Here is a 23668-nt window from a genome sequence, read left to right as displayed (position 1 = left end):
CGTCCTTGGAGCGTCCGGTAAGGTGCGGAGAACCGCAGCGTCAGTGCAATGAGAACCACAGCTTCCTAGCCGTAGCGACCGGTGATGTAGTCTTCGGTCTGCTTCTTCGCCGGATTGGTGAACAGGGTATCGGTATCGCCAAACTCCACCAGCTTGCCCATGTACATGAACGCGGTGTAGTCGGAAACCCGCGCCGCCTGCTGCATGTTGTGGGTCACGATAACGATGGTGAACTTGGACTTGAGCTCGTAGATCAGCTCTTCGACTTTCAGCGTCGAGATCGGGTCGAGTGCCGAGCAAGGTTCGTCGAGCAGCAGGACTTCCGGCTCCACGGCGATGGTACGTGCAATCACCAGACGCTGCTGCTGGCCGCCGGACAGGCCGAGTGCCGAATCATGCAGGCGGTCTTTTACTTCGTCCCACAGCGCCGCGCCCTTGAGCGCCCATTCCACGGCTTCGTCGAGGATGCGCTTTTTGTTGATACCCTGGATGCGCAGGCCGTAGACCACGTTTTCGTAGATGGTCTTGGGGAATGGGTTCGGCTTCTGGAATACCATGCCCACACGTCGACGCAACTCGGCCACATCCTCGCCCTTGCGGTAGATGTTGGTGCCGTAGAGGTTGATGGCGCCCTCAACACGGCAACCGTCTACCAAGTCGTTCATGCGGTTGAAGGTACGCAACAACGTGGACTTGCCGCAGCCCGACGGGCCGATGAAGGCGGTCACACGCTGCTTGGGGATGTTCATGCTGACGTCGAACAGCGCCTGTTTTTCACCGTAGTACAGGCTCAGACCCGGCACTTCGATGGCCACGGTTTCCTGGGCCAGGCTCAGGCTCTGCTTGTCGCGACCCAGGGCAGACATGTTGATGCCGTGGGTGTGGGTGTCGTGTTGCATGGGATGCTCCCTGTGCTACCAATTCGTTTCGTTGAACCGCCTGTGGCGGTTTACTCAAAAATCTGTGTGTAACGCGGTCCAGTGTGGGAGCGGGCTTGCTCGCGAAAGCGGTGTGTCAGGCAGAACATGTGTTTCTGATACACCGCTTTCGCGAGCAAGCCCGCTCCCACATTGGGTCCGCGTTCACTTCAATTAGCTGTCCAACGCTTTGTATTTTTCACGCAGGTGGTTACGAATCCACACCGCCGACAAGTTGAGCGTGGCGATCACCAGCACCAGCAGCAAGGCAGTGGCGTACACCAATGGCCGTGCCGCTTCGACGTTGGGGCTCTGGAAGCCGACATCATAAATATGGAAGCCCAGGTGCATGATCTTCTGGTCCAGGTGCAGGTACGGGTAGTTGCCGTCCAGCGGCAGCGACGGCGCCAGCTTCACTACACCTACCAGCATCAGCGGCGCCACTTCGCCAGCGGCGCGCGCCACGGCGAGGATCATGCCGGTCATCATCGCCGGGCTGGCCATGGGCAGCACGATCTTCCACAGCGTTTCCGCCTTGGTCGCGCCCAGTGCCAAGGAACCTTCACGCACGGTGCGCGGAATGCGCGCCAAGCCTTCTTCGGTGGCCACGATCACCACCGGCACCGCCAGCAGTGCCAGGGTCAGCGAGGCCCACAGCAGGCCCGGCGTGCCGAAGGTCGGCGCCGGCAGGGCTTCGGCGAAGAACAGGCGGTCAACCGAGCCACCCAGTACATACACGAAGAAGCCCAGGCCGAACACGCCGTAGACGATGGCCGGTACACCGGCCAGGTTGTTCACCGCAATGCGGATGATACGGGTCAGGGCGTTCTGCTTGGCGTATTCACGCAGGTACACCGCTGCCAGCACACCAAACGGCGTCACGATCATCGCCATGATCAGGGTCATCATCACGGTGCCGAAGATGGCCGGGAAAATCCCGCCTTCGGTGTTGGCTTCCCGTGGGTCGTCGCTGAGGAATTCCCAGACCTTACTGAAGTAGAAGCCGATCTTGGTGAAGGTGCCCATGGCGTTCGGCTGGTAGGCGTGCACCACTTTGCCGATGCCGATTTCCACTTCCTTTCCATTGCCGTCACGGGCCGTGAGCGCGTCGCGGTTGAACTGGGTGTGGAGGTCGGTCAGGCGTGCTTCGATGTCCTGGTAGCGGGCGTTCAGCTCGGCACGGTCGGCATCCATGTCAGCTTGGGCGGCGGCGTCGAGCTTGCCTTCCAGCTCCAGCTTGCGACCGTGCAGGCGGATGCGTTCAAGACCGGCGTTGATCGCACCGATGTCGGTTTTTTCCAACGTCTTGAGCTGGGCAGCCAGCTTGTTCACGCGCTCGACACGGGCTTGCAGCTCCGGCCAGGCCGCAGCACCTTCAGCGATGACCTTGCCATCCTGCTTGACGTTGACCAACGTGCCGTAGAAGTTGCCCCACTCACGCCGCTCGATGGCCATCAGGTCGGCAGGCTTGGTCTGGTCCTTCAACCACTCGCCGACGATCCAAGTGAAGTCGTTGCCGTTCAGGTCGCGGTTGCCGACCTTGATCAGCTCGCGGGTCATGAATTCCGGGCCTTGGTCCGGCACCGGCAGGCCCGCGCTTTTCAGGCGTTCACGCGGCACTTCTTCTTTCTGCACCACTTCGCCAATGACGATATGGTTTTCCTGGCCGGGGACATTGTAGTTGGCCTGGATCAGGTCGGCCGGCCAGAAGTGGCCCAGGCCACGCACGGCAATCACCGCCAGCAAACCAATGGTCATGATGACCGCGATGGACACCGCGCCACCGCTGATCCAGACGCCGGGAGCGCCGCTCTTGAACCATCCATTCAGGGAGTTCTGTTTCACAGACTTCTACCTTTCTTAAAGCGACGAGTATTTCTTGCGCAGACGCTGACGAATCAGCTCGGCGAGGGTGTTCATGATGAAAGTGAACAGCAGCAGCACCAGCGCCGAGAGGAACAGCACGCGGTAGTGACTGCCGCCCACTTCCGATTCGGGCATTTCCACCGCGACGTTGGCCGCGAGGGTGCGCAGGCCTTCGAACAGGTTCATCTCCATCACCGGCGTGTTACCTGTGGCCATCAGCACGATCATGGTCTCGCCGACGGCGCGGCCCATGCCGATCATCAGCGCCGAGAAGATCCCCGGGCTTGCCGTGAGGATGACCACGCGAGTCATGGTTTGCCACGGTGTAGCGCCGAGCGCCAGGGAGCCCAGGGTCAGGCCACGCGGCACGCTGAACACGGCATCTTCGGCGATGGAGTAGATGTTCGGAATCACCGCGAAGCCCATGGCCAGGCCGACTACCAGGGCGTTGCGCTGGTCGTAGGTAATGCCTAAGTCATGGGAGATCCACATGCGCATGTCGCCGCCGAAGAACCAGGTTTCCAGGTATGGGCTCATGTACAGCGAGAGCCAGCCCACAAACAGGATGACCGGGATCAGGATCGCGCTCTCCCAGCCATCGGGAATGCGCAGGCGAATCGACTCAGGCAGGCGACTGAAGATGAAACCCGCCACCAGGATGCCAATCGGTAGCAGCATCAACAGGCTGAAAATGCCCGGCAAGTGCCCTTCGACATAGGGCGCCAGGAACAGGCCGGCGAAGAAGCCGAGGATCACCGTCGGCATCGCTTCCATCAGTTCGATCACCGGCTTGACCTTGCGGCGCAGGCTCGGGGCCATGAAGTACGCGGTGTAGATCGCGGCGGCAACCGCCAGGGGTGCGGCCAGCAGCATGGCGTAGAACGCGGCCTTCAAGGTGCCGAAGGTCAGCGGGGCCAGGCTCATTTTCGGTTCGAAGTCGGTGTTGGCAGCGGTCGATTGCCAGACGTATTTAGGCTCGTCGTAGTTCTCGTACCAGACCTTGCTCCACAACGCGCTCCATGACACTTCCGGGTGCGGGTTGTCGAGCAGCAGCGGTTGCAGCTTGCCGCCGGCTTCCACGATCACGCGGTTGGCCCGTGGCGACAGGCCGAATACGCCCTGGCCGTCGACCACTGGGTCTACCAGCAACGTGCGGTGGGCGGTGCTGTGGAACACGCCGAAATTGCCGGAAGCGTCGAGGGCGGTGAAGCCTTTGCGGCGCTGTTCGGCTGTGATCTCCACGATCGGTGCGCTGCCCATCTGGAAGGTACGGATCTGCTTGAAGCGCTGTTCGCCATCTGGGTCGCGGGCCATGAACCACTGGGCCAGGCCGCCCTTGGAGTTACCGACAATCAGCGAGATGCCGCCCACCAGCTGGGTGCTGGCGGTGATTTCGGCAGTGCCGTCTTCCAGCAGTTTGTAGCGACCATTGAGGCTCTTGTCGCGCAGGCTGAACACGTCTGCCAGGGCGCGACCGTTAATCACGTACAGCCATTGCTGGCGTGGGTCGATGAAGATCGCCTTCACCGGTTCAGTCATTTGCGGCAGGTCGATGCGCTTTTGCTCGCTGGTGACCTCGCCAGTCATCATGTTTTCTTCGCGGGTCAGCGACAGCACGTTCAAGTGCGACCCGGCGGAACCGGCGACCACCAGTGAGGAATCGGTGGCGTTGAGAGCGACATGCTCCAACGGGCGACCGGCGTCATCCAGCACGATCGGCGTTTCGCCGTAGGGATATTCGATCGCCGGGGTGATGGTTTTCTTGCCGTCCGGGTAGGACACCTTATAGGTGTGACGGAACACCAGGGACTGGCCATTGGACAAACCGAGGATCACCAGCGGGCTGCCCGGCTGGTCTTCACCGATGGAGGCAACGCTCACGCCGGCGGGAAGCGGCAGGTCGACACGCTTGAGCTCAGCACCGGTATCGACTGCAAAGAACAGGGCCTGGCCTTTGTCGGAAACCCGCATGGCGACCTGGTTCTGCTCCTCCATGGAGATCATCAAGGGCTTGCCGGCGTCTTGCATCCAGGCCGGCGTCAGGGTGTCTTCCTTGGTCAGCGAGGCACCGTGGAACAGCGGCGCAACCACATAACCAAGGAAGAAGAAGATCAGGGTAATGGCACCGAGGACGGCGAGGCCGCCAACCAGTACGTACCAACGCGTCAGGCGATCCTTGAGCGCGCGAATGCGGCGCTTGCGTTGCAGCTCAGGCGTATTGAAATCAATGCGCTTGGGGGGAGAAGTCGTCGTCATGGTGGAATTGGCCAGATCATTCATGCGCACACCCTAGCGATCCTGTATGACAGAAAGATGACAATGCAGTGACGCAACAAAGCCGCCGCGTAGCAGAGCTGGCAGCGGGTGAAAAAAGGGGGATGCGAGGCCGGTTTACCGGCCTCGCCCAGGCAACTTAGTTGCCTTCTTTCAGACCCAGGTCAGCCAGGGCCTTGGCGGCCACTTTGGCTGGCAGTGGGATGTAGCCGTCTTTCACTACAACTTCCTGGCCCTGTTTGGACAGAACCAGTTTCACGAACTCAGCTTCCAGCGGGGCCAGAGGCTTGTTTGGGGCTTTGTTGACGTAAACGTAGAGGAAACGCGACAGCGGGTATTTACCGTTCAGGGCGTTTTCTTCGCTGTCTTCGATGAAGTCAGTGCTGCCCTTTTTAGCCAGAGCAACGGTCTTCACGCTGGCGGTCTTATAGCCGATGCCCGAGTAACCGATGCCGTTCAGCGAGGAGCTGATGGACTGCACGACCGAAGCCGAGCCTGGTTGTTCGTTCACGTTGGCTTTGTAGTCGCCTTTGCACAGGGCTTCTTCTTTGAAGTAGCCGTAGGTGCCGGATACCGAGTTACGACCGAACAGCTGTACTGGCTTGTTGGCCAGGTCGCCGGTCACACCCAGGTCACCCCAGGTTTTCACGTCGGCTTTGCCACCGCACAGGCGAGTCGAGGAGAAGATCGCGTCGACTTGTTCCATGGTCAGGTGCTGGATCGGGTTGTCCTTGTGTACGAATACAGCCAGGGCATCCACGGCAACCGGGATGGCGGTAGGCTTGTAACCGTACTTCTGCTCGAAGGCTGCCAGTTCGGTGTCCTTCATCTTGCGGCTCATCGGGCCCAGGTTGGAGGTGCCTTCAGTCAGCGCAGGAGGTGCAGTGGCGGAGCCAGCGGCCTGAATCTGGATGTTGACGTTCGGGTATTCCTTTTTGTAACCCTCAGCCCACAGGGTCATCAGGTTAGCCAAGGTATCGGAACCGACGCTGGACAAGTTGCCCGACACACCAGTGGTCTTAACGTAAGCCGGAATTGCCGGGTCAACACCAGCGGCCACCGCGTTGGCGGTCGCAACGCCAGCAGCGACAAAAGTCATTGCCGCCATCAAACGTTTCAGTTTCATGCCTTGCTCCTAGCAGATAGGGATAGTTGGATCGGGGCCAAGTATCGGGAGGCCGTGTGAACACTCTATGTCCGCAATGTGACAGTTAGATGAAAGGCCACTATCGGCGGGAGAAGGGATAAAGCGGGGAATTGCCATCGCTCCCACGCAGGGCGCGGGAGCGATCGTCATCAAAAACCTAGCGGGAGCGCTTCCACAAGTAGCCGCCGACGACCATCCCCATGAGGCACAGCGCAGCGACATAGTAGGCTGGGCCCATCGGGCTTTCCTTCATCAGCAGCGATACTGCCAACGGCGTCAGGCCACCGAAAATGGCGTAGGCGACGTTATAGGAGAACGACAGCCCGCTGAAACGCACCACGGGCGGGAAGGCTTTGACCATGACGTACGGCACTACGCCAATAGTACCGACGAACAAACCGGTCAGGGCGTAGAGCGGGAACAGCCAGTTCGGGTGTTCGATGAGGCTGTGATACAGGGTCCAGGAGCTGCACAGCAATAGCAGGCAACCCACCACCAGCACGCGGCCCGCACCGAATCGGTCGGCCAGGGCACCGGACGCAATGCAACCCAGGCTCAGGGTGACGATGGCCAAGCTGTTGGCCTGTAGGGCAATGGTCGGCGTGAAGTGGTAGACGGTCTGCAGCACGGTCGGGGTCATCAGGATGACAACGACGATACCGGCCGACAGCAGCCAGGTCAGCAGCATCGACAGCACGATAGCGCCACGGTGGTCGCGCAGTACCGCACGCAATGGCAGTTCGGCGGCCAGGGTCTTGCGTTGCTGCATCTCGGCGAAGATCGGCGTTTCATGCAGCCAGCGGCGCAAGTACACCGACAGCAGGCCGAACACGCCGCCCAGCAGGAATGGGATGCGCCAGGCGTAGTCCGAAACTTCCGCTGGGGTGTACAGCGTGTTGATCGCGGTGGCCACCAGCGAACCCAGCAGGATGCCGGCGGTGAGGCCGCTGGTCAGGGTACCGCAGGCGTAGCCGATATGACGTGGCGGCACGTGTTCGGAGACAAACACCCACGCGCCCGGTACTTCGCCACCAATCGCCGCGCCCTGGATGACGCGCATCAACAGCAACAGGATCGGCGCCCATAGGCCGATCTGCGCGTAGGTCGGCAGCAGGCCCATGATCAGGGTCGGCACGGCCATCATGAAGATGCTCAGGGTGAACATCTTCTTGCGGCCCAGCAGGTCGCCGAAGTGCGCCATGATGATGCCGCCCAGTGGGCGTGCCAGGTAGCCTGCGGCGAAGATGCCGAAGGTCTGCATCATGCGCAGCCATTCAGGCATATCCACCGGGAAAAAGAGTTTTCCGACCACGGTGGCGAAAAACACGAAAATGATGAAATCATAAAATTCCAGCGCCCCGCCCAAGGCAGACAGCGACAGGGTTTTGTAGTCGTTGCGGGTCAGCGGGCGCGACGGTTGCGCACTGCTTGCAGGCACGGAGGACATGGCAAGGCTTCTCTTATTAGTCAGAACGGCAAGCCCGAGGTGTTGGCAGGGCCATAGCGGGTTGGGCAAGATAGCAAATCGCTTGCAAAAGCACATCAGAAGCACAGTTGCCATAAAAAGCCGCGATACAGCGGCCAAATGCCGACCAAATGAGCCTCAGGAGGTCGTCGTGGCGCCAGGGTCTCGATATACTCGGCCCTTGCAAGCGCTAGAACCCCAGTCTTGAGGGGCTGCTGTGCCAAAACGCCGTTGGGTGCCATCCAGCCGATTTGGCAGAGTTTCCCTTTTAGTACGCCTTACGAGAAACGTATCACGCGGTGTATGTTGGTGCTGAAACGTTTTTCCAAAGACGGCTATCCACTTGAAATACCCATGAAGCGTCACGGGTCAGAGGCACCCTCGGCATGATCGAACTCGAACAAGAAGACCCTATCCCGCAAGGCGACCTCGCCCTGCAAATCACCGCGCTTCCGCGTGAAACCAATGGTTTCGGTGACATCTTCGGAGGCTGGTTGGTCGCGCAGATGGACTTGGCCGGCACCGCCATGGCGAGCAAGGTCGCCGGCGGGCGTGTTGCCACGGTGGCCATTGATCGCATGGCGTTCCTGGTGCCGGTGGCGGTTGGCGCGCAGCTTTCCTTTTATACCCAGGCCCTGGAGATCGGCCGCAGCTCGATCCAGATGATGGTCGAAGTGTGGAGCGACGATCCGCTGTCCAGCGAATGGCGCAAGGTCACCGAGGCGGTGTTCGTATTCGTCGCCATCGATGGCAGTGGCCGCACGCGTTCGGTACCGTCGCGCGCACGTTAAACCTCGCCGGGTTTTGACGGTCAATTGCCCCATTGCCTGCCATTGAAGAGTGTTGCCATGCCTACGCCCCACGTTGAAACCGTGAAAATCGACGAGCTGGACTGCTGGCGCATCCGCCACAACGGCGCCGAATTGAAGGTGGCCCAACAGGGTGCGCATATCTTCAGTTACCAGCGTGATGGCGAGCAGCCGCTGATCTGGCCTAACCCTGAAGCGGTGTTCAAGAAAGGCAAAGGCATTCGCACCGGCGTGCCGGTGTGCTGGCCGTGGTTCGGTGTGTTTGATCGCAACCCGCAAAGCGTCAAGGCGATGCGCCAAAGCGAACAACCGGCGGGTGCCCACGGTTTTGTACGCACTGCGCTATGGGAGTTGGCCGGAACCGAGCTTGAAGGCGATGCCTTGCGCATCGACCTGGTGTTGCCTGTGCCGGCAGGTGGATTCCCCGGCTGGCCCCATCAGGTCGATCTGACCCTGAGCCTGCTGCTGGACGACCAGCTGCATATCCGCCTGACCAGTCATAACCGTGGCAACGACACCGTCACCCTCAGCCAGGCGCTGCATACCTACTTCGCCGTGAGCGATGTGCGCAACGTACAGGTTGACGGGCTGGACGGTGGAACCTACATCGATACCGCCGATGGCTGGGCGACCAAGCAACAAGGCGGGCTGCTGCATTTCAGCGCCGAGACGGACCGCATCTACCTCGACACGCCAGCGCAACTGAATATCATCGACCAGGACTGGCAACGCCGTATCCAGCTCACCAGCCAGGGTTCGAAGTCCACGGTAATCTGGAACCCTTGGACCGAACGCGCCAAGGCCTTCGATGACATGGCAGACGATGGTTGGACAGGCATGCTGTGCATCGAGACGGCGAATGTGCTGGATGATGTGGTGGCGTTGGCACCGGGTGAGAGCCATACCCTGGGTGTGAGCATCACAAGTTCTGCCCTGTAAACCCAATTAAAAATGTGGGAGCGGGCTTGCTCACGAATGCGGTGTATCAGAACCAGATGAGCTGGCTGACCCACCGCATTCGCGAGCAAGCCCGCTCCCACATTTGATCTTCACTAGACTTTAGAGATCCGACTCTTTCACTACCCTCACCTTTCCCGCATCCAACGCATAAGCGGCATCCGCCAAATCGTTATTCACCTTCTCCACCTTCAACGTGCCCGTAACCCACAGCGGCGTGTAGATATCATCCAGCTTCAAACCCTTGGGATAACGCACCAGCACCAGTTGGTTAGGCGGCGGTGGCGGCACATGGATGCAAGCCCCTGGATACGGCACCAGGAAGAACAACGTACTACGACCCTTGGCGTCGGTTTCCAGCGGCACCGGGTAACCGCCGATGCGGATGCTCTTGCCGTTCATGGCGGCCACGGTCTTGGTGGAATACATCACCGCCGGCAGGCCTTTGCTCTGCTTGAGCCCGCCCTTGTCGGTAAAGGTGCCCTGGGCTTCGGGGGAGTTGTGGTCGATCTCGGGCATGGCTTCTAGGGCTTTCTGGTCAGAAAGCGGCATCAGGTCGAGCCAGTCGGTTTCCGGCAATTCGCCGGCGTGCGCAAGGCCGGAGCCCAGCAAAAGAAGAGTCAACAGAAGACGACGCATGGGGAGCAGCTCAGCAAGGAAACAGTGCCGGCATTCTAGCCCTCTGCGCCTGCGCAGCGCAGAGGGCTTTGTCGCTTAGATCATTTCTTTTTGATCAGGCCGTAGATTACCAGCAGCACGATGGCGCCGATCAGTGCACCGATAAAGCCTGCGCCCTGGCCCGCCTGGTAGATGCCCAGGGCCTGGCCACCATAGGTGGCGACCAAGGAACCTGCGATACCCAGCAGGATGGTCATGATCCAACCCATGCTGTCGTCGCCGGGCTTGAGGAAACGCGCCAGCAGGCCGACGATCAGGCCGATAAAGATGGTTCCGATGATACCCATGGCATTTCCCTCTGAATGAAGTGAGCTATGCCAAAGCCTAGTCAGGCTTTGGCATCCTGCAATCAGAGGATGGCAGTTACCGAATGGTTCCCGCCGCTGCCAGGCTTATTGCTCGGCGATCAGCGCTTCAACCTTGAGGATCTGCGCTTCCAGCGTCGCGCGGTCCTTGCAGCGCAAGTTGGCGTGGCCGACCTTACGCCCAGCCTTGAACGCCTTGCCGTAGTGATGCAGATGGCAGTCGTCAATCGCGATGACTTTTTCCACCGGCGGCACCACACCGATGAAGTTGAGCATCGCGCTCTCACCGACCTTGGCCGTGGAACCCAATGGCAAGCCCGCTACCGCCCGCAGGTGGTTTTCGAACTGGCTGCACTCGGCGCCTTCTGTGGTCCAGTGCCCGGAGTTATGCACGCGCGGGGCGATTTCGTTAGCTTTGAGTCCGCCGTCGACTTCAAAGAACTCGAACGCCATCACGCCGACGTAATCCAGCTGCTTGAGCACACGGCTGGAATAATCTTCCGCCAGGGCCTGCAAAGGATGGTCGGTGCTGGCCACGGACAGCTTGAGAATGCCGCTGTCGTGGGTGTTGTGCACCAACGGGTAAAAGCGGGTTTCGCCATCACGGGCACGCACGGCGATCAGCGAGACCTCCCCGGTGAACGGCACGAAGCCTTCCAGCAGGCAGGCAACGCTGCCCAGCTCGGCGAAGGTGCCCACCACGTCAGCCGCAGTACGCAGGACTTTCTGGCCCTTGCCGTCGTAACCCAAGGTGCGGGTTTTCAGCACGGCCGGCAGGCCAATGCTGGCAACCGCGGCGTCCAGGTCCGCCTGGGACTGGATGTCGGCGAAGGCCGGTGTGGGAATGCCCAGGTCCTTGAACATGCTTTTCTCGAACCAGCGATCACGGGCGATGCGCAAGGCCTCGGCGCTCGGGTACACCGGCACGAATTGCGACAGGAACGCCACGGTTTCGGCTGGGACGCTTTCGAACTCGAAGGTCACCAGGTCGACTTCATCAGCCAGTTGGCGCAGGTGGTCCGGGTCGCTGTAGTCAGCACGCAAGTGCTCACCCAAAGCGGCTGCGCAGGCGTCTGGCGCCGGGTCCAGGAAAGCGAAGTTCATCCCCAGCGGGGTTCCCGCCAAGGCCAGCATGCGGCCCAGTTGGCCGCCACCGATTACACCGATTTTCATCGTCAACAACCTCAGGCGATGCGTGGGTCTGGATTGTCCAGCACGCTGTCTGTCTGCTCAGCACGGAATTTTTTCAGCACCGCGTGGAACTGCGGGTGCTTGGCGCCCAGGATGCTGGCGGACAGCAGCGCGGCGTTGATCGCGCCGGCCTTGCCGATCGCCAGGGTCGCCACCGGAATGCCCGCCGGCATCTGCACGATGGACAACAGCGAGTCCACGCCCGAGAGCATCGCCGACTGCACCGGCACGCCGAGTACTGGCAGGTGGGTCTTGGCCGCACACATGCCAGGCAGGTGCGCTGCACCGCCGGCACCGGCGATGATCACCTCGATGCCACGGGATTCTGCTTCATCGGCATACTGGAACAGCAAATCCGGGGTGCGGTGGGCAGAGACCACTTTCACTTCATACGGAATGCCGAGTTTTTCCAGCATATCGGCGGTGTGGCTAAGGGTGGACCAATCGGACTTGGAGCCCATGATCACGCCAACCAATGCACTCATCGTCGTGCCTCTTCTCTCTGGGCGCCCGCAGGCGCGTCAAAAAACAACAAGCCACGCGGGAAATCCGGCGTGGCTTGTTGTACGAATTAAGGCCGGTTGAACCGGCCGAAGGCCGCGCAGTATACCGTAATAATCCAGATAAACAGCCCCTTGGATGACCATCTGTCTAGCGGGTCAAAGTGGCGGTTTTATTGACTCCGAGGTCAGCCCAAGACACTGGAAAATCATGTGGGAGCGGACTTGCTCGCGAATGCGGTGGATCAGTACCCGATGCAGTGACTGATACTGCGCATTCGCGAGCAAGCCCGCTCCCACATTTTGATCTTCGTCGTCCTCAGGTGCTCTGTGCGGCCCCACCTTCCAACTTGCGCCACAACAGCCGCACATTCGCCTTACGCACCAACGCACAGCGATACAAACGAATCTCCAACGGCACATGCCACTGCGGCCCGCCACACACCACCAACTCGCCACGCGCCAACTCGGCACGCACGCTCAGTTGTGGCACCCAGGCAATCCCCAGGCCTTCCAGCGCCATGCTCTTGAGGCTGTCGGCCATCGCAGTTTCGTACACCGTGGTGAAACGCAGCGCACGTTGGCGCAATAGCAAATGAACCGAACGCCCCAGGAACGCACCGGCGCTGTAGGCCAGCAACGGCACACTGCCCTCGCCTTCCAGGTCGAATAGCGGCTTGCCGTCGGCATCGGCAGCACACACCGGGAGCATTTCGGTATTGCCCAGGTGCAATGATGGAAAGATCTCGGAATCCATCTGCATCGCCGCATCCGGGTCGTAGAACGCCAGCATCAAGTCGCAGCCGCCTTCGCGCAGCGCGTGCACCGCATCACCGACGTTCGTGGCGACCAATCGGGTCGCGATATTCAGGCCTTCGTTACGCAGTTGCGCGATCCAGCGTGGGAAGAAGCCCAGCGCCAGGGAGTGGGCGGCGGCCACTTGCATGACTTCGCCCTGCCCGCCTTCAAGATGATGCAAATGGCGCAGCACTTCACCGAGCTGTTCGACCACGGTGCGCGCAGTCACCAGGAACAATTGCCCCGCCGCCGTCAGTTCAACCGGCGTACGCGAGCGATTGACCAAGGTCAGGCCCAACGCGGCTTCCAAACTGCGGATGCGTCGGCTGAATGCAGGCTGAGTGACAAAACGCCGTTCCGCCGCCTGGGAAAAGCTGCGGGTAGCCGCCAAGGCGCTGAAGTCTTCCAGCCATTTGCTCTCAAGGTTCATTACTTCCTCCCACGGGTACGCACCATTTTGGCACACACGCCCGCCATGATAGCCGGGTCACACGCACATTATGCCGTTTATGCATAGGCCAGTGCTTAACAGCATTGGCCCAAAAACTCTCACAAGCCTAGCATTCGCAGCGTTCCGGCCAGTTCCGGGTCCATATCGAGATGATTTCCGTCATGTCCTCCGCTGCATCTTTCCGTACCGAAAAAGACCTGCTTGGCGTACTCGAAGTACCTGCACAAGCGTATTACGGCATCCAGACCCTGCGAGCGGTGAACAACTTCCGCCTCTCGGGCGTTCCGATTTCGCATTACCCGAAATTGGTGGTCGGTCTGGCAATGGTCAAGCAAGCGGCGGCAGACGCCAACCGCGAGCTGGGTCAGCTCAGTGAAGCCAAGCACGCTGCCATCAGCGAAGCCTGTGCCCGTCTGATCCGCGGCGATTTCCACGAAGAGTTCGTGGTGGACATGATTCAAGGCGGCGCTGGCACTTCAACCAACATGAATGCCAACGAAGTCATCGCCAACATTGCGCTGGAGGCCATGGGTCACCAGAAAGGCGAATACCAGTACCTGCACCCGAACAACGACGTGAACATGGCGCAGTCGACCAACGACGCCTACCCAACCGCGATCCGCCTGGGTCTGCTGCTGGGTCATGACGCGCTGCTGGCCAGCCTCGACAGCCTGATCCAAGCCTTCGCCGCCAAGGGCGTCGAATTCGGCCACGTGCTGAAAATGGGCCGCACCCAGTTGCAAGACGCCGTGCCGATGACCCTCGGCCAGGAATTCCGCGCCTTCGCCACCACCCTCGGTGAAGACCTGGCCCGCCTGAAAACCCTGGCGCCAGAACTGCTGACCGAAGTGAACCTGGGCGGCACCGCCATCGGTACCGGCATCAACGCCGACCCGCGTTACCAGGCCCTGGCCGTACAACGCCTGGCCACCATCAGCGGCCAGCCGCTGGTACCGGCCGCCGACCTGATCGAAGCCACCTCCGACATGGGCGCCTTCGTCCTGTTCTCCGGCATGCTCAAGCGTACCGCCGTAAAACTGTCGAAGATCTGCAACGACCTGCGCCTGCTGTCCAGCGGCCCACGCACCGGCATCAACGAGATCAACCTGCCAGCGCGTCAGCCAGGCAGCTCAATCATGCCCGGCAAGGTCAACCCGGTGATCCCGGAAGCCGTGAACCAGGTTGCGTTCCAAGTGATCGGCAACGACCTGGCGCTGACCATGGCAGCCGAAGGCGGCCAACTGCAGTTGAACGTGATGGAGCCGTTGATCGCCTTCAAGATCTTCGACTCGATCCGCCTGCTGCAACGCGCCATGGACATGCTGCGCGAGCACTGCATCGTCGGCATTACCGCCAACGAAGCGCGCTGCCGCGAACTGGTGGAGCACTCCATCGGCCTGGTCACCGCGCTGAACCCGTACATTGGCTATGAAAACGCCACCCGCATCGCACGTATCGCACTTGAAAGCGGCCGTGGCGTGCTGGAACTGGTGCGCGAAGAAGGCTTGCTCGACGACGCCATGCTCGACGACATCCTGCGCCCCGAAAACATGATTGCCCCACGTTTGGTCCCGCTCAAGGCCTAAGCGTTTGTTGCACCGCTCACCAGGTTGAGGGACTAGACACCTCTCACCTTTTGAGGGCCTGAAGGCTCGTTCTTCAGGCCCTTTTTTTTGCCTCAAGGTTGTGAAATGACGCCCATAAAAAATCCAATACCGCCCTGCAAGCCCGCCACCCTGCTGAAACCTTTAATCGCCCCAGGCAGACGGATCACGTTCGCCTAGGTATAGTGCCGCCCCTCTTCGCGCTGCGGCCGTCGGTAACGAGGCCCGGATACACACGCGAAACCGCATGAATAACAACCCGCAAAAGGATTGGGGTCGAACTGTCGCGCACTGCCTGGTGCTAAGCGATGGCGTCGAACCGTCCTGCGTTTGCCATTAGAAAAATCAGCGAGGAACACTCCATGCTCGAAGTCATCAACGACTTCCTCTCAGGGAAAGTACTGATCGTGCTCATTGTCGGGCTCGGCGGTTATTTCACGATTCGCTCGCGTTTCGTACAGCTGCGTCACTTTTTCCACATGTTCTCGGTATTCCGCGACAGCCTGAAAAACAGTTCCGACCAGCTCAGTTCGTTCCAGGCGCTGATGCTCAGCCTGGCCGGCCGCGTGGGTGCCGGCAACATCGCCGGTGTCGGTATCGCCGTCACCTTGGGTGGCCCGGGTGCCGTATTCTGGATGTGGGTCACCGCATTGGTGGGCATGTCGTCGAGCTTTATCGAATGCTCCCTCGGCCAGCTGTACAAGCGCACTGACGCGGAAGGCACTTTCCGCGGCGGCCCGGCGTATTACATCCAGCACGGCCTGCACAAGCGCTGGCTGGGGATGGTCATGGCCTTCCTGCTGCTGGTGACCTTCGGTTTCGCCTTCAACGGCCTGCAAGCCCACGCCGTGACGCACTCGCTGAACAACGCCTTTGGTCTGGACACCACCTACACCGGCCTGGCGCTGGCGGTATTGCTGGGTCTGGTGTTCATCGGCGGGATCAAGCGTATCGCCTCGATTGCCGACCTGCTGGTACCGGTCAAGACCCTGGTCTACATCGCCGTCACCCTGTACGTGATCGTGCTGCAATTCGACCACGTACCCGCCATGCTCGCGACCATCGTCAAGAGCGCCTTTGGCCTCGACCAAGCCTTCGGTGGCCTGGTGGGCAGCGCGATCATCATGGGCGTGAAGCGCGGCGTGTTCGCCAACGAAGCCGGTTTGGGCAGTGCGCCTAACGTGGCAGCAGTGGCCTCCGTAGAACACCCGATTGCCCAGGGCGTAGTGCAGGCGTTCAGCGTGTTCCTCGACACCTTTGTGATCTGCACCTGCACCGCCTTGCTGATCCTGCTTTCCGGCTTCTACACTCCAGGCTTTGAAGGCGACGGCATTGCCCTGACCCAGAACTCCCTGGCCGCCGTCGTCGGCGACTGGGGCCGCATGTTCATCTCCGTGGCCCTGGCGTTGTTCGTGTTCACGTCGATCATGTACAACTACTACCTCGGCGAGAGCAACCTGCGCTTCCTGGTCGGCAACAACCGCAAGGTGCTGATGGGCTACCGCGCGCTGGTGCTGGCGTTGATTTTCTGGGGTTCCATCGAGAACCTGAGCACCGTGTTCGCCTTTGCCGACATCACCATGACCCTGCTGGCGTTCGTTAACCTGTTTGCCCTGGCGTTCCTGTTCAAGATCGCCATGCGCATCCTGAATGACTACGACAACCAGCGCGCCGCAGGCATCAAGACGCCGGTGTTCGACTCCAGCCAGTTCCCTGACCTGGACCTGGACCGCAAGGCCTGGCCGGCCAATCCGGTAAAGCCGGACGCAGCGCCATCGGCTGAACTGAGCGCCCAAGCCCAGCGCTAAGCGTAGAGAGATGACACGCCGCACGACCTTGGGCATGCTCGGGGCCGTGCGGCGTTTTTCGTTCAGGAGAAAATTCGATGTCCCCATCTAGCAACGTCATGGTGCTCTACACCGGTGGCACCATCGGCATGCAAGCCAGCGCCAACGGCCTGGCCCCGGCTTCCGGCTTCGAAGCGCGCATGCGTGAACAGCTTGTCGGCCAGCCTGTGCCCGCGTGGCAATTCCAGGAAATGACCCCGCTGATCGACAGCGCCAACATGACCCCCGCCTACTGGCAGCGCCTGCGCACCGCGGTGATCGACGCCGTGGACCAAGGCTGCGACGGCGTGCTGATCCTGCACGGCACCGACACCCTGGCCTACAGCGCGGCAGCCATGAGCTTCCAACTGTTGGGCCTGCCGGCACCCGTGGTGTTTACCGGGTCAATGCTGCCGGCCGGCGTGCCGGACAGCGATGCATGGGAAAACGTCAGCGGTGCCCTGCAATCCCTTGGCAACGGCCTGCCAGCGGGCGTGCACCTGCACTTTCATGGCGCGCTGATGGCTCCGACCCGTTGCGCGAAAATCCGCAGCTTCGGGCGTAATCCGTTCGCGGCATTGAACCGCCAAGGTGGCGTAACCCGCGCCGAATCCATTCCCCGGTCGCTGGACTATCGCCAGCCAAAAAGCCTGGCCAACGTGGGCGTGCTGCCACTGGTACCCGGCATCGGTGCGGCGCAGTTGGACGCAGTGATAGGCAGCGGTATCCAGGCGCTGATCCTGGAATGCTTCGGCAGCGGCACCGGCCCCAGTGACAACCCCGACTTCCTCGCCAGCCTCCAGCGCGCGCGGGATCAAGGTGTGGTGGTGGTCGCAATCACCCAGTGCCATGAAGGCGGCGTGGAACTGGACGTCTACGAAGCCGGCAGTCGCTTACGTGGCGTGGGTGTGTTGTCAGGTGGCGGCATGACCCGCGAAGCAGCGTTCGGCAAGCTCAATGCGCTGATCGGTGCTGGCCTGGCCAAGGCCGAGATACGCTGCCTGGTGGAAACCAACCTGTGCGGTGAACTGGGCTAACCCCATTCTGTAGATATGCACCGCCTTCCTGATTGAGCGTTTTCTAGCATGGCAACCACCCACCTCGGGTGGTTGCCATTCTTAACGCACATCAGGAATTCTCATGCCTCCAATTGCGACGACCGCAGCGCCGCGCAGCACAACACGCGCGCGCCTCACATCTTCAATGATCAATCAATTGTCCATCGGTCCGGCATTTCGCGAAGTGGCCGCGCACCTGTTACGCCTACAATTGAAGGAACGCTACCCCACCCTCGATATCGACCCGGATATCGTGATGGTCGGCACGCCGAGCTGGGAAATCATCGACGGTGACGTTGTCGCCCAGCCCCCCCGTTACCAGGCGCTCACCGATATCCTGGCGCGGCAGGCCGTACTCGCGGTGCCGGCCCTGTTTATCGAAGGTATTCACTTCCTCACCCGGCTACCGATTGCCGAACCCGCCGTACACCTGCCAGTGCGCATAGCCGACATGTCACTGATCATCAATGTGCTGGCGCCGGTGATGATCCGCGGTTACCAGCAGCAGCAATTGGCATTCTGGGACCAGACGTTGGGTGATAGCGGGCCCCACTGGCATGAACTGGCCGTGGTCCTGCGCAACCTCTGGAGTGTCGGCAAGGCACGCGACTGGACCGACGAGGATTGCCTGATGGCGCGCCAGGTCACCCAGACGCCCGACCTGGCGGAACGAGCACTCAATGACCGGTTTGAGACTCACGCTTACGTGCTCGATGTCGATCAAGTCGATGACGCAGGTAAGGCTACCCACCTCGATGAGCACCTGGTCAGCGTGGTGATCGGCAAGCAGGAAGGCCGGGACGTCATCCTGGCACATTCGATGCTGCTGGGCTTTCGCAAGTACGCAACGCTCGATGCACTGGGCGAAGATTTACCGTTGCTGCTGGACACCGCCATCACCCATAAAAATATCGAATGGCGACTGCTGGAGCCCGACGGAGACTTTTTCGATTACCTGGCCTGTGCCCTGGTGACGATGCAGATCGAAGCCATCGGCGCCATCAACTTCTCCGACTTGCGGGGCGAAGGCGCCAGCCAGCTATCCCTTGCGGGTCCGCCTGGCGCAGCTCCCTTGGGCAAACACCCGGCTCAAGACATGGCATGGTTGCAACAGGCGCTGCCTGACTGGCTGGTCAACGCGTCGATTTCAGACATGAACATCTACTCTCGCCATATGAAAAACCTGTCGGCCCTGCAAAATTTCTACCAGGGTAAAACGTACAACGATGGCCTTGCCCCTATCGAGCAATACGCGGCGAACCGGTTGATGGACGAAATACTCAAAGACCATCCCGATGCCACCAACCTGTCGTTGGAAACCCTTCAGATGAGGGTTCAAAGCCCCGTAGTTTGGGGCTTGTTCCCCGTCCCAGGGCAGTTCGACATCTCGGTATACAGCGCCACGCAGTTGGCCCTGCAAAATTTGATCAGCGTGCCACTGGGCATCAAGAGCCTGCGCCAGAAAGCCCCGTATGCGTTACCCGAATGGCTCACCGTCGATTACCTCGAAAAGCTGGTCACCCGCATCGATATCGGTAGCACCTACCCGCAATTGATCAAAAGCACGCTACTGGATGAGCCGAAGGAAACTGACCGCCGTCGCATGCTCTATTCCAATCATTTGGCCATTCAATTGCCGCTGCTGGCGCTGCAAGACAAGATCCGCGGGCAAAACGGATTGGATGAGCTGGGATATCGTTTTGTCAGCGCGGCGATGCAACACGAAGCGGTCGACCGCCAGGTCGACGGTGTGGCCATTGTCGTGCGCCCGCTGGCGTTTGTACCCAGCCTGCGCCTGGAACAGACCCCGGACATCGTCGCCAATATGTTTGTGATCGGCCCGCAAGACCCCACCGCCGGGCCGTGCTTGTTGTATCGACCGTTGCTCGCCCCCCCCTTGAGCCAATACCCCTCGCCCGCCAATCTGGTGTATGCCATCCAACAATCCCCAAGCCTGCGCGAGTCGGTACTGGCCTGGTTGCCCGATGAAGCGCGCAACGATTACAGCCACTACGTGTTCCCATCGACAATACCTTCACCCTGGGCAGTCGCTGAAGTCGTCACTAACCCGCTCAAGCTCTTAAGCCTGAGCGGGGCGCTGAAACTGGGCGGGAATGCCATCAGTGGCGATCTGTTCACCACGCTGTATGACGCCAACGCCAACGCCTTGATCGCGCTGGCTGACCGACAATCGGTATCGAATTCCGAGGCCCGATGGGCCACTCTTAAACACGCCGGCTGGGCAATTTTCAATGGCGTCCTGCCATTTCTGGGACGCGCCGTGGGTACCGCCGCCTGGATCTGGCAAATCATGGACCAGTTGCAAGCACTGACCGACGCCGCCGAACACCCGGTGCAGCATTCACCGTGGGCCGCCCTGTCCGACTTGCTGCTTAACCTCGGCATGGCCATTGCCTTGCATGCCGCGGCCCGCAATGCGCCTCGCTCGACCAGTGAGGCCGAGCCCGTCAGCGAGCTCCCCAAGTCTCCCCTTCCCTCGCCCCGTGCGGAGCCAGCCGCTGTCAAGCAACTGCCTACCGTCAACCCCACCGAACTGCCCCTCGGGCATCCCCGACCATTGCACACCAGTGGCGCCCTCCACCGCACACCGGCCCGGTTGGGTGCCGTTCTGGACAGCTTCAAGATCGATAAGCCGGACGCACTTGGCGCCCCCGTCAGCACCGATGGACCTCACCAATACCTGTATCAGAGCGGGCAAAAATACTACGCCCCGGTGGGCTCACGCTGGTTCGAAGTGCAGGTGGATGAGAATGACAGAGCCATCATTGTCGACCCGGCTCGCCCGCAGCGTACCGGCCCGCCACTGATGCACAACAAGCAGGGCAATTGGTTCGTTGATCCACGTCTACGTCTGCGTGGAGGGGGGCCAAAAGCCATGATCAAACGCTCTATTTCACTGTCGGCACAACGCGCAGAACAACTGCATCAGCAGTTGAGCGACTTCGAGAAATCGAAGAAAACGCTCCAGACCCAATTAAAAGCGGCCCGCGATGCCATGGAAACTGGCCCCTCCACCTCATCCCACACCGCCGCCGAAACCAGCCGAAAGACATACCTGCGTACATTGAAAAACCAGTGCCGCCAGTACGAATCAGAGTTGCAATTGCTCAAGCAACTGACCGTACACGCCTATACGCCGGACTACTCACGACGCGCCCTCGGTGTGCTTAAGGCACAGACGGAAATGACCCTGGCAGGCATTGATGAATCCAACACAAAGTTCAAGCCGAAATTAAGCGAGGTCCTGGATAAAATCACGCGTCAGGCCAACAACCCGCAAGAGCGCTATATCAACGAAGCCCGGCAAATGACCGAGCTGAACACAGAGATGCTCAAGCACTTGGACTACATGGAAACTCGCCTCGTTGAGCTACAGCAACTGGGCGAAGATGGTGCCAATTTACGGCGCGACACCCAGCAATTGCTACCGCGCTTTAAAAGCACAGATATCAGGACCATACAGGTCACCATGGCGCGCAACCTGTGCCTGCCGGCGAACACAACGGTCACCGAACCCAAAGCCTGGAGCACCATTGACGAGATTGTCGACGCCGCCGACCTCGCCATCCTCGGCCTGCGCGACACCCTGCACGAACGCAGCGAAGTACGCCTGGATGAGCGCATCGATCTCCTCAGCACCCTAAGCGAACAGTTCCAAGTGTTGGACGAACGCCTGGAGGACTTTTCGACGCAATTTTCCACGTATGCCTTGGAGGAAAACATCCAGAAATTACGTGGAGAACTCCGCGTGTTCCAACGGGACGCCACGCGCAACCTGTCCCAACTGAGTTCCGAAAGAGAGGGCGTGCGCAGCCGCGGGACACCGCCGCCCTCGGTACCACCGGTACAACGAAAAATAATCCGAACCCTTCATGGCGGCCTGCTCATTGGCATACCGCGCCTGGACGAAGGACGACAAGAAACCGGCTTCGTGGACATCATCTCCCCACTGACCGAAAAAGTGGTAGCGACCTATCACGAGAAGGAAGGCGTCTGGCTGAGGCATTGGGAAACCGCACCCGTACTGCCTGTACTGGAGTTATTCAGTGCTGCCAGTGAGGGCCAGGAACTGCTGAACGAGTTACCTGCCTTCCTTGAACGCGCAGAACGCCATGCCAATACAGCGCAACGAACGCCCAGCGGCATTGAGTATCTGTTTCATCAACAAGCGCTGGTACTGGAAAAAGCCCGTAGCGCCATCAGCCGCGCGCGTGTGCGAGGAAAACCCACCCCAATCGATATCGGCTCGGCGAATACGGTCGACAGCGCACTGAAAACTGCCATCAAAGACCTGTACGAGCGCAGCGAAGCCCATATGTTAAAGCTGTTAAAGGAGTCCTCTCCCACTGTCTCGGCCGTCGAGTGGCTGAAACGCCATGACGCAATTACCATCAAGAAAATCAAGTTCAGGGAACCGCTCACAAAAGGTCCGACGCCACTGTTCGTTGACGAATACATCATTCTCGACCGACAGACCAAGGACATCCTCTGGTACGCGCAATTCCACTACAGCCAATCATGGACAACCGCCGACCGCTATTTGTCCGGCCGGCTCAAGACCATGGAGGAATACCTTGCAGGTAGCGACACCGATTCCAGCACTGTCACGAACGAACTGCAAAGAATCGCCTACTTGCGCAGCGACATCAGCGTAAAACCGGCCACGGAACTGTTTTTCGAAGCGCCCAAGCAACAGCGGCATTTCTGGCAGAAGCGTCAGTAACGCGCTTGGCGGCATGCAACTTGCTGCGTGGGTGGACACTCTGGTAGCCGACACGCCATGTTGCATTCACACCTCACTACCCTCAATGCAGTCTCCCTGGTGCTGGCCACGTTCAAAGACCAGGCCAGTGAGCTGCTGCTCGCCGGCAGCGGTATCGGTGTGGCCGACCTGAGCCACGCCGACACCCGCATCACCACCTGCCAGGAGATGCAGGTGTGCGCCAATGCCGTGGCCCTGCGCCGCGACATTGGCCTGGACCTGGGCCAGCGCATGCATGTGTCGTCCTACGGTTTGCTCGGGTATGCCCTGCTCACCAGTGCCACCTTCGGTGACGCTTTGCGCCTGGCGCTGCGCTACCCGGCGCTGTTGGGAACACTTTTCGAGCTGAGCCTGGAAGAAGATGGCAAGCGCATCTGGTTCACCGCCGGGGATTATCGGGAGAACCCCGCCCTGGCCCAATTCAACGTGGAGTTCTGCCTGGTGTCGCTGAAAGTCATCTGCGACGACCTGCTGGGCCAACCACTGCCATTGCTGGAAGCGCGCTTCGAACACCCGGCGCCGGATTATCAAGCTCGCTACGCCGAGCGCTTCGACTGCCCCGTTCGGTTCCAGGCCGCCAGCCATGCGTTTGCCTTCGATCGCGCCTGGCTGGATCACCCTCTGCCCCTGGCCGATACCGTCACTCACCGCGCCGTGGCCGAGCGCTGCCGTAAACAAAACACCGAGTTCACCGGACGCCAGGTCTGGCTGGGCCGCGTGCGGCAGATGCTCGGCACACAACTTCATGCCGCGCCGGGCCTGGAGGGCCTGGCCAAACAACTGAACTGCTCGCCGCGCACCTTGCGCCGGCATTTGCACGCGCTGGGTTGCAGCTACCAGGAGATGCTCGATGAACTGCGCTTCGAACGGGCCAAGCAGTGGCTGTCGGAAGATGAGTTGCCAATCTGGAGGATCGCCGAGCAACTGGGCTTCAGCGAAACCGCGAGTTTTCGCCACGCCTTTGTCCGATGGAGCGGCGTGGCACCCAGCCAATTCCGCCCCTGAGCGGGGCACACCAGCACCAGGAAGGGGCGAATAA

The 23668-nt window shown here is 60.4% G+C and carries 17 protein-coding genes; 7 read left to right on the top strand and 10 right to left on the bottom strand.

What is annotated here, in order from left to right; genetic code table 11:
• Positions 1-65 precede the first annotated feature (65 nt).
• The 5 genes from pstB to HF257_RS17035 all read right to left on the bottom strand — a co-directional run bounded on the left by pstB (position 66) and on the right by HF257_RS17035 (position 7651).
• The gene (gene pstB, locus HF257_RS17055; RefSeq protein ID WP_185710009.1) at positions 66-899 is read right to left on the bottom strand and encodes a phosphate ABC transporter ATP-binding protein PstB; all 834 of its coding nucleotides are present in this window, start codon (positions 897-899) and stop codon (positions 66-68) included.
• Between the two features lie 192 nt (positions 900-1091).
• A complete protein-coding gene (gene pstA, locus HF257_RS17050) occupies positions 1092-2762 on the bottom strand; it encodes a phosphate ABC transporter permease PstA (RefSeq protein ID WP_185710010.1) in 1671 nt (556 codons plus the stop codon).
• Between the two features lie 15 nt (positions 2763-2777).
• Positions 2778-4811: an ABC transporter permease subunit gene (locus HF257_RS17045; RefSeq protein ID WP_185710034.1), complete on the bottom strand. Its 2034-nt coding sequence runs from the start codon at positions 4809-4811 to the stop codon at positions 2778-2780.
• A gap of 385 nt (positions 4812-5196) precedes the next feature.
• Positions 5197-6183, bottom strand: coding sequence for a phosphate ABC transporter substrate-binding protein PstS (locus HF257_RS17040; protein ID WP_185710011.1), 987 nt, complete (start codon positions 6181-6183; stop codon positions 5197-5199).
• 178 nt (positions 6184-6361) lie between these two features.
• Positions 6362-7651: an MFS transporter gene (locus tag HF257_RS17035; RefSeq protein WP_185710012.1), complete on the bottom strand. Its 1290-nt coding sequence runs from the start codon at positions 7649-7651 to the stop codon at positions 6362-6364.
• Positions 7652-8055: 404 nt separating this feature from the next.
• Here HF257_RS17035 and HF257_RS17030 point away from each other — a divergent pair, with 404 nt between their 5' ends.
• Together HF257_RS17030 and HF257_RS17025 are read left to right on the top strand one after the other, a co-directional pair.
• Complete coding sequence (locus tag HF257_RS17030; RefSeq protein WP_003176975.1) at positions 8056-8460, top strand: acyl-CoA thioesterase; 405 nt, start codon at positions 8056-8058, stop codon at positions 8458-8460.
• Positions 8461-8517: 57 nt separating this feature from the next.
• Positions 8518-9417 (top strand): D-hexose-6-phosphate mutarotase, encoded by a 900-nt coding sequence (locus HF257_RS17025; protein WP_185710013.1) that lies wholly within the window; start codon positions 8518-8520, stop codon positions 9415-9417.
• A 120-nt stretch (positions 9418-9537) separates the two neighbouring features.
• Here HF257_RS17025 and HF257_RS17020 read toward each other — a convergent pair whose 3' ends face one another.
• From HF257_RS17020 to HF257_RS17000, 5 genes are all read right to left on the bottom strand, one after another.
• A complete protein-coding gene (locus HF257_RS17020; RefSeq protein WP_185710014.1) occupies positions 9538-10074 on the bottom strand; it encodes a DUF3299 domain-containing protein in 537 nt (178 codons plus the stop codon).
• Between the two features lie 80 nt (positions 10075-10154).
• Positions 10155-10400, bottom strand: a complete 246-nt coding sequence (locus HF257_RS17015) for a GlsB/YeaQ/YmgE family stress response membrane protein (protein ID WP_017253508.1) — start codon at positions 10398-10400, stop codon at positions 10155-10157.
• Between the two features lie 105 nt (positions 10401-10505).
• Positions 10506-11591, bottom strand: a complete 1086-nt coding sequence (locus HF257_RS17010; protein ID WP_088422012.1) for a 5-(carboxyamino)imidazole ribonucleotide synthase — start codon at positions 11589-11591, stop codon at positions 10506-10508.
• 11 nt (positions 11592-11602) lie between these two features.
• Entirely contained in the window at positions 11603-12094 is a 492-nt protein-coding gene (gene purE / locus HF257_RS17005; RefSeq protein ID WP_003176980.1) for a 5-(carboxyamino)imidazole ribonucleotide mutase, read from the bottom strand.
• 334 nt (positions 12095-12428) lie between these two features.
• Positions 12429-13337 (bottom strand): LysR substrate-binding domain-containing protein, encoded by a 909-nt coding sequence (locus tag HF257_RS17000; protein WP_185710015.1) that lies wholly within the window; start codon positions 13335-13337, stop codon positions 12429-12431.
• A 182-nt stretch (positions 13338-13519) separates the two neighbouring features.
• Between HF257_RS17000 and aspA the strand changes: the two genes are divergently transcribed.
• The 5 genes from aspA to HF257_RS16975 all read left to right on the top strand — a co-directional run bounded on the left by aspA (position 13520) and on the right by HF257_RS16975 (position 23634).
• Positions 13520-14944 (top strand): aspartate ammonia-lyase, encoded by a 1425-nt coding sequence (aspA, locus tag HF257_RS16995; RefSeq protein WP_017739004.1) that lies wholly within the window; start codon positions 13520-13522, stop codon positions 14942-14944.
• A gap of 380 nt (positions 14945-15324) precedes the next feature.
• Positions 15325-16770 (top strand): alanine/glycine:cation symporter family protein, encoded by a 1446-nt coding sequence (locus HF257_RS16990; RefSeq protein ID WP_185710016.1) that lies wholly within the window; start codon positions 15325-15327, stop codon positions 16768-16770.
• Positions 16771-16847: 77 nt separating this feature from the next.
• Entirely contained in the window at positions 16848-17825 is a 978-nt protein-coding gene (locus tag HF257_RS16985; protein ID WP_185710017.1) for an asparaginase, read from the top strand.
• Positions 17826-17991: 166 nt separating this feature from the next.
• Positions 17992-22590 (top strand): dermonecrotic toxin domain-containing protein, encoded by a 4599-nt coding sequence (locus HF257_RS16980; protein WP_233100291.1) that lies wholly within the window; start codon positions 17992-17994, stop codon positions 22588-22590.
• Between the two features lie 57 nt (positions 22591-22647).
• Positions 22648-23634: an AraC family transcriptional regulator gene (locus tag HF257_RS16975; protein WP_185710019.1), complete on the top strand. Its 987-nt coding sequence runs from the start codon at positions 22648-22650 to the stop codon at positions 23632-23634.
• Positions 23635-23668: the final 34 nt, after the last annotated feature.

The sequence above is a fragment of the Pseudomonas cremoris genome, from assembly GCF_014230465.1.
The sequence above is the reverse complement of the archived record's forward strand: the minus strand, read 5'-3'. Positions and strand labels throughout refer to the sequence as shown.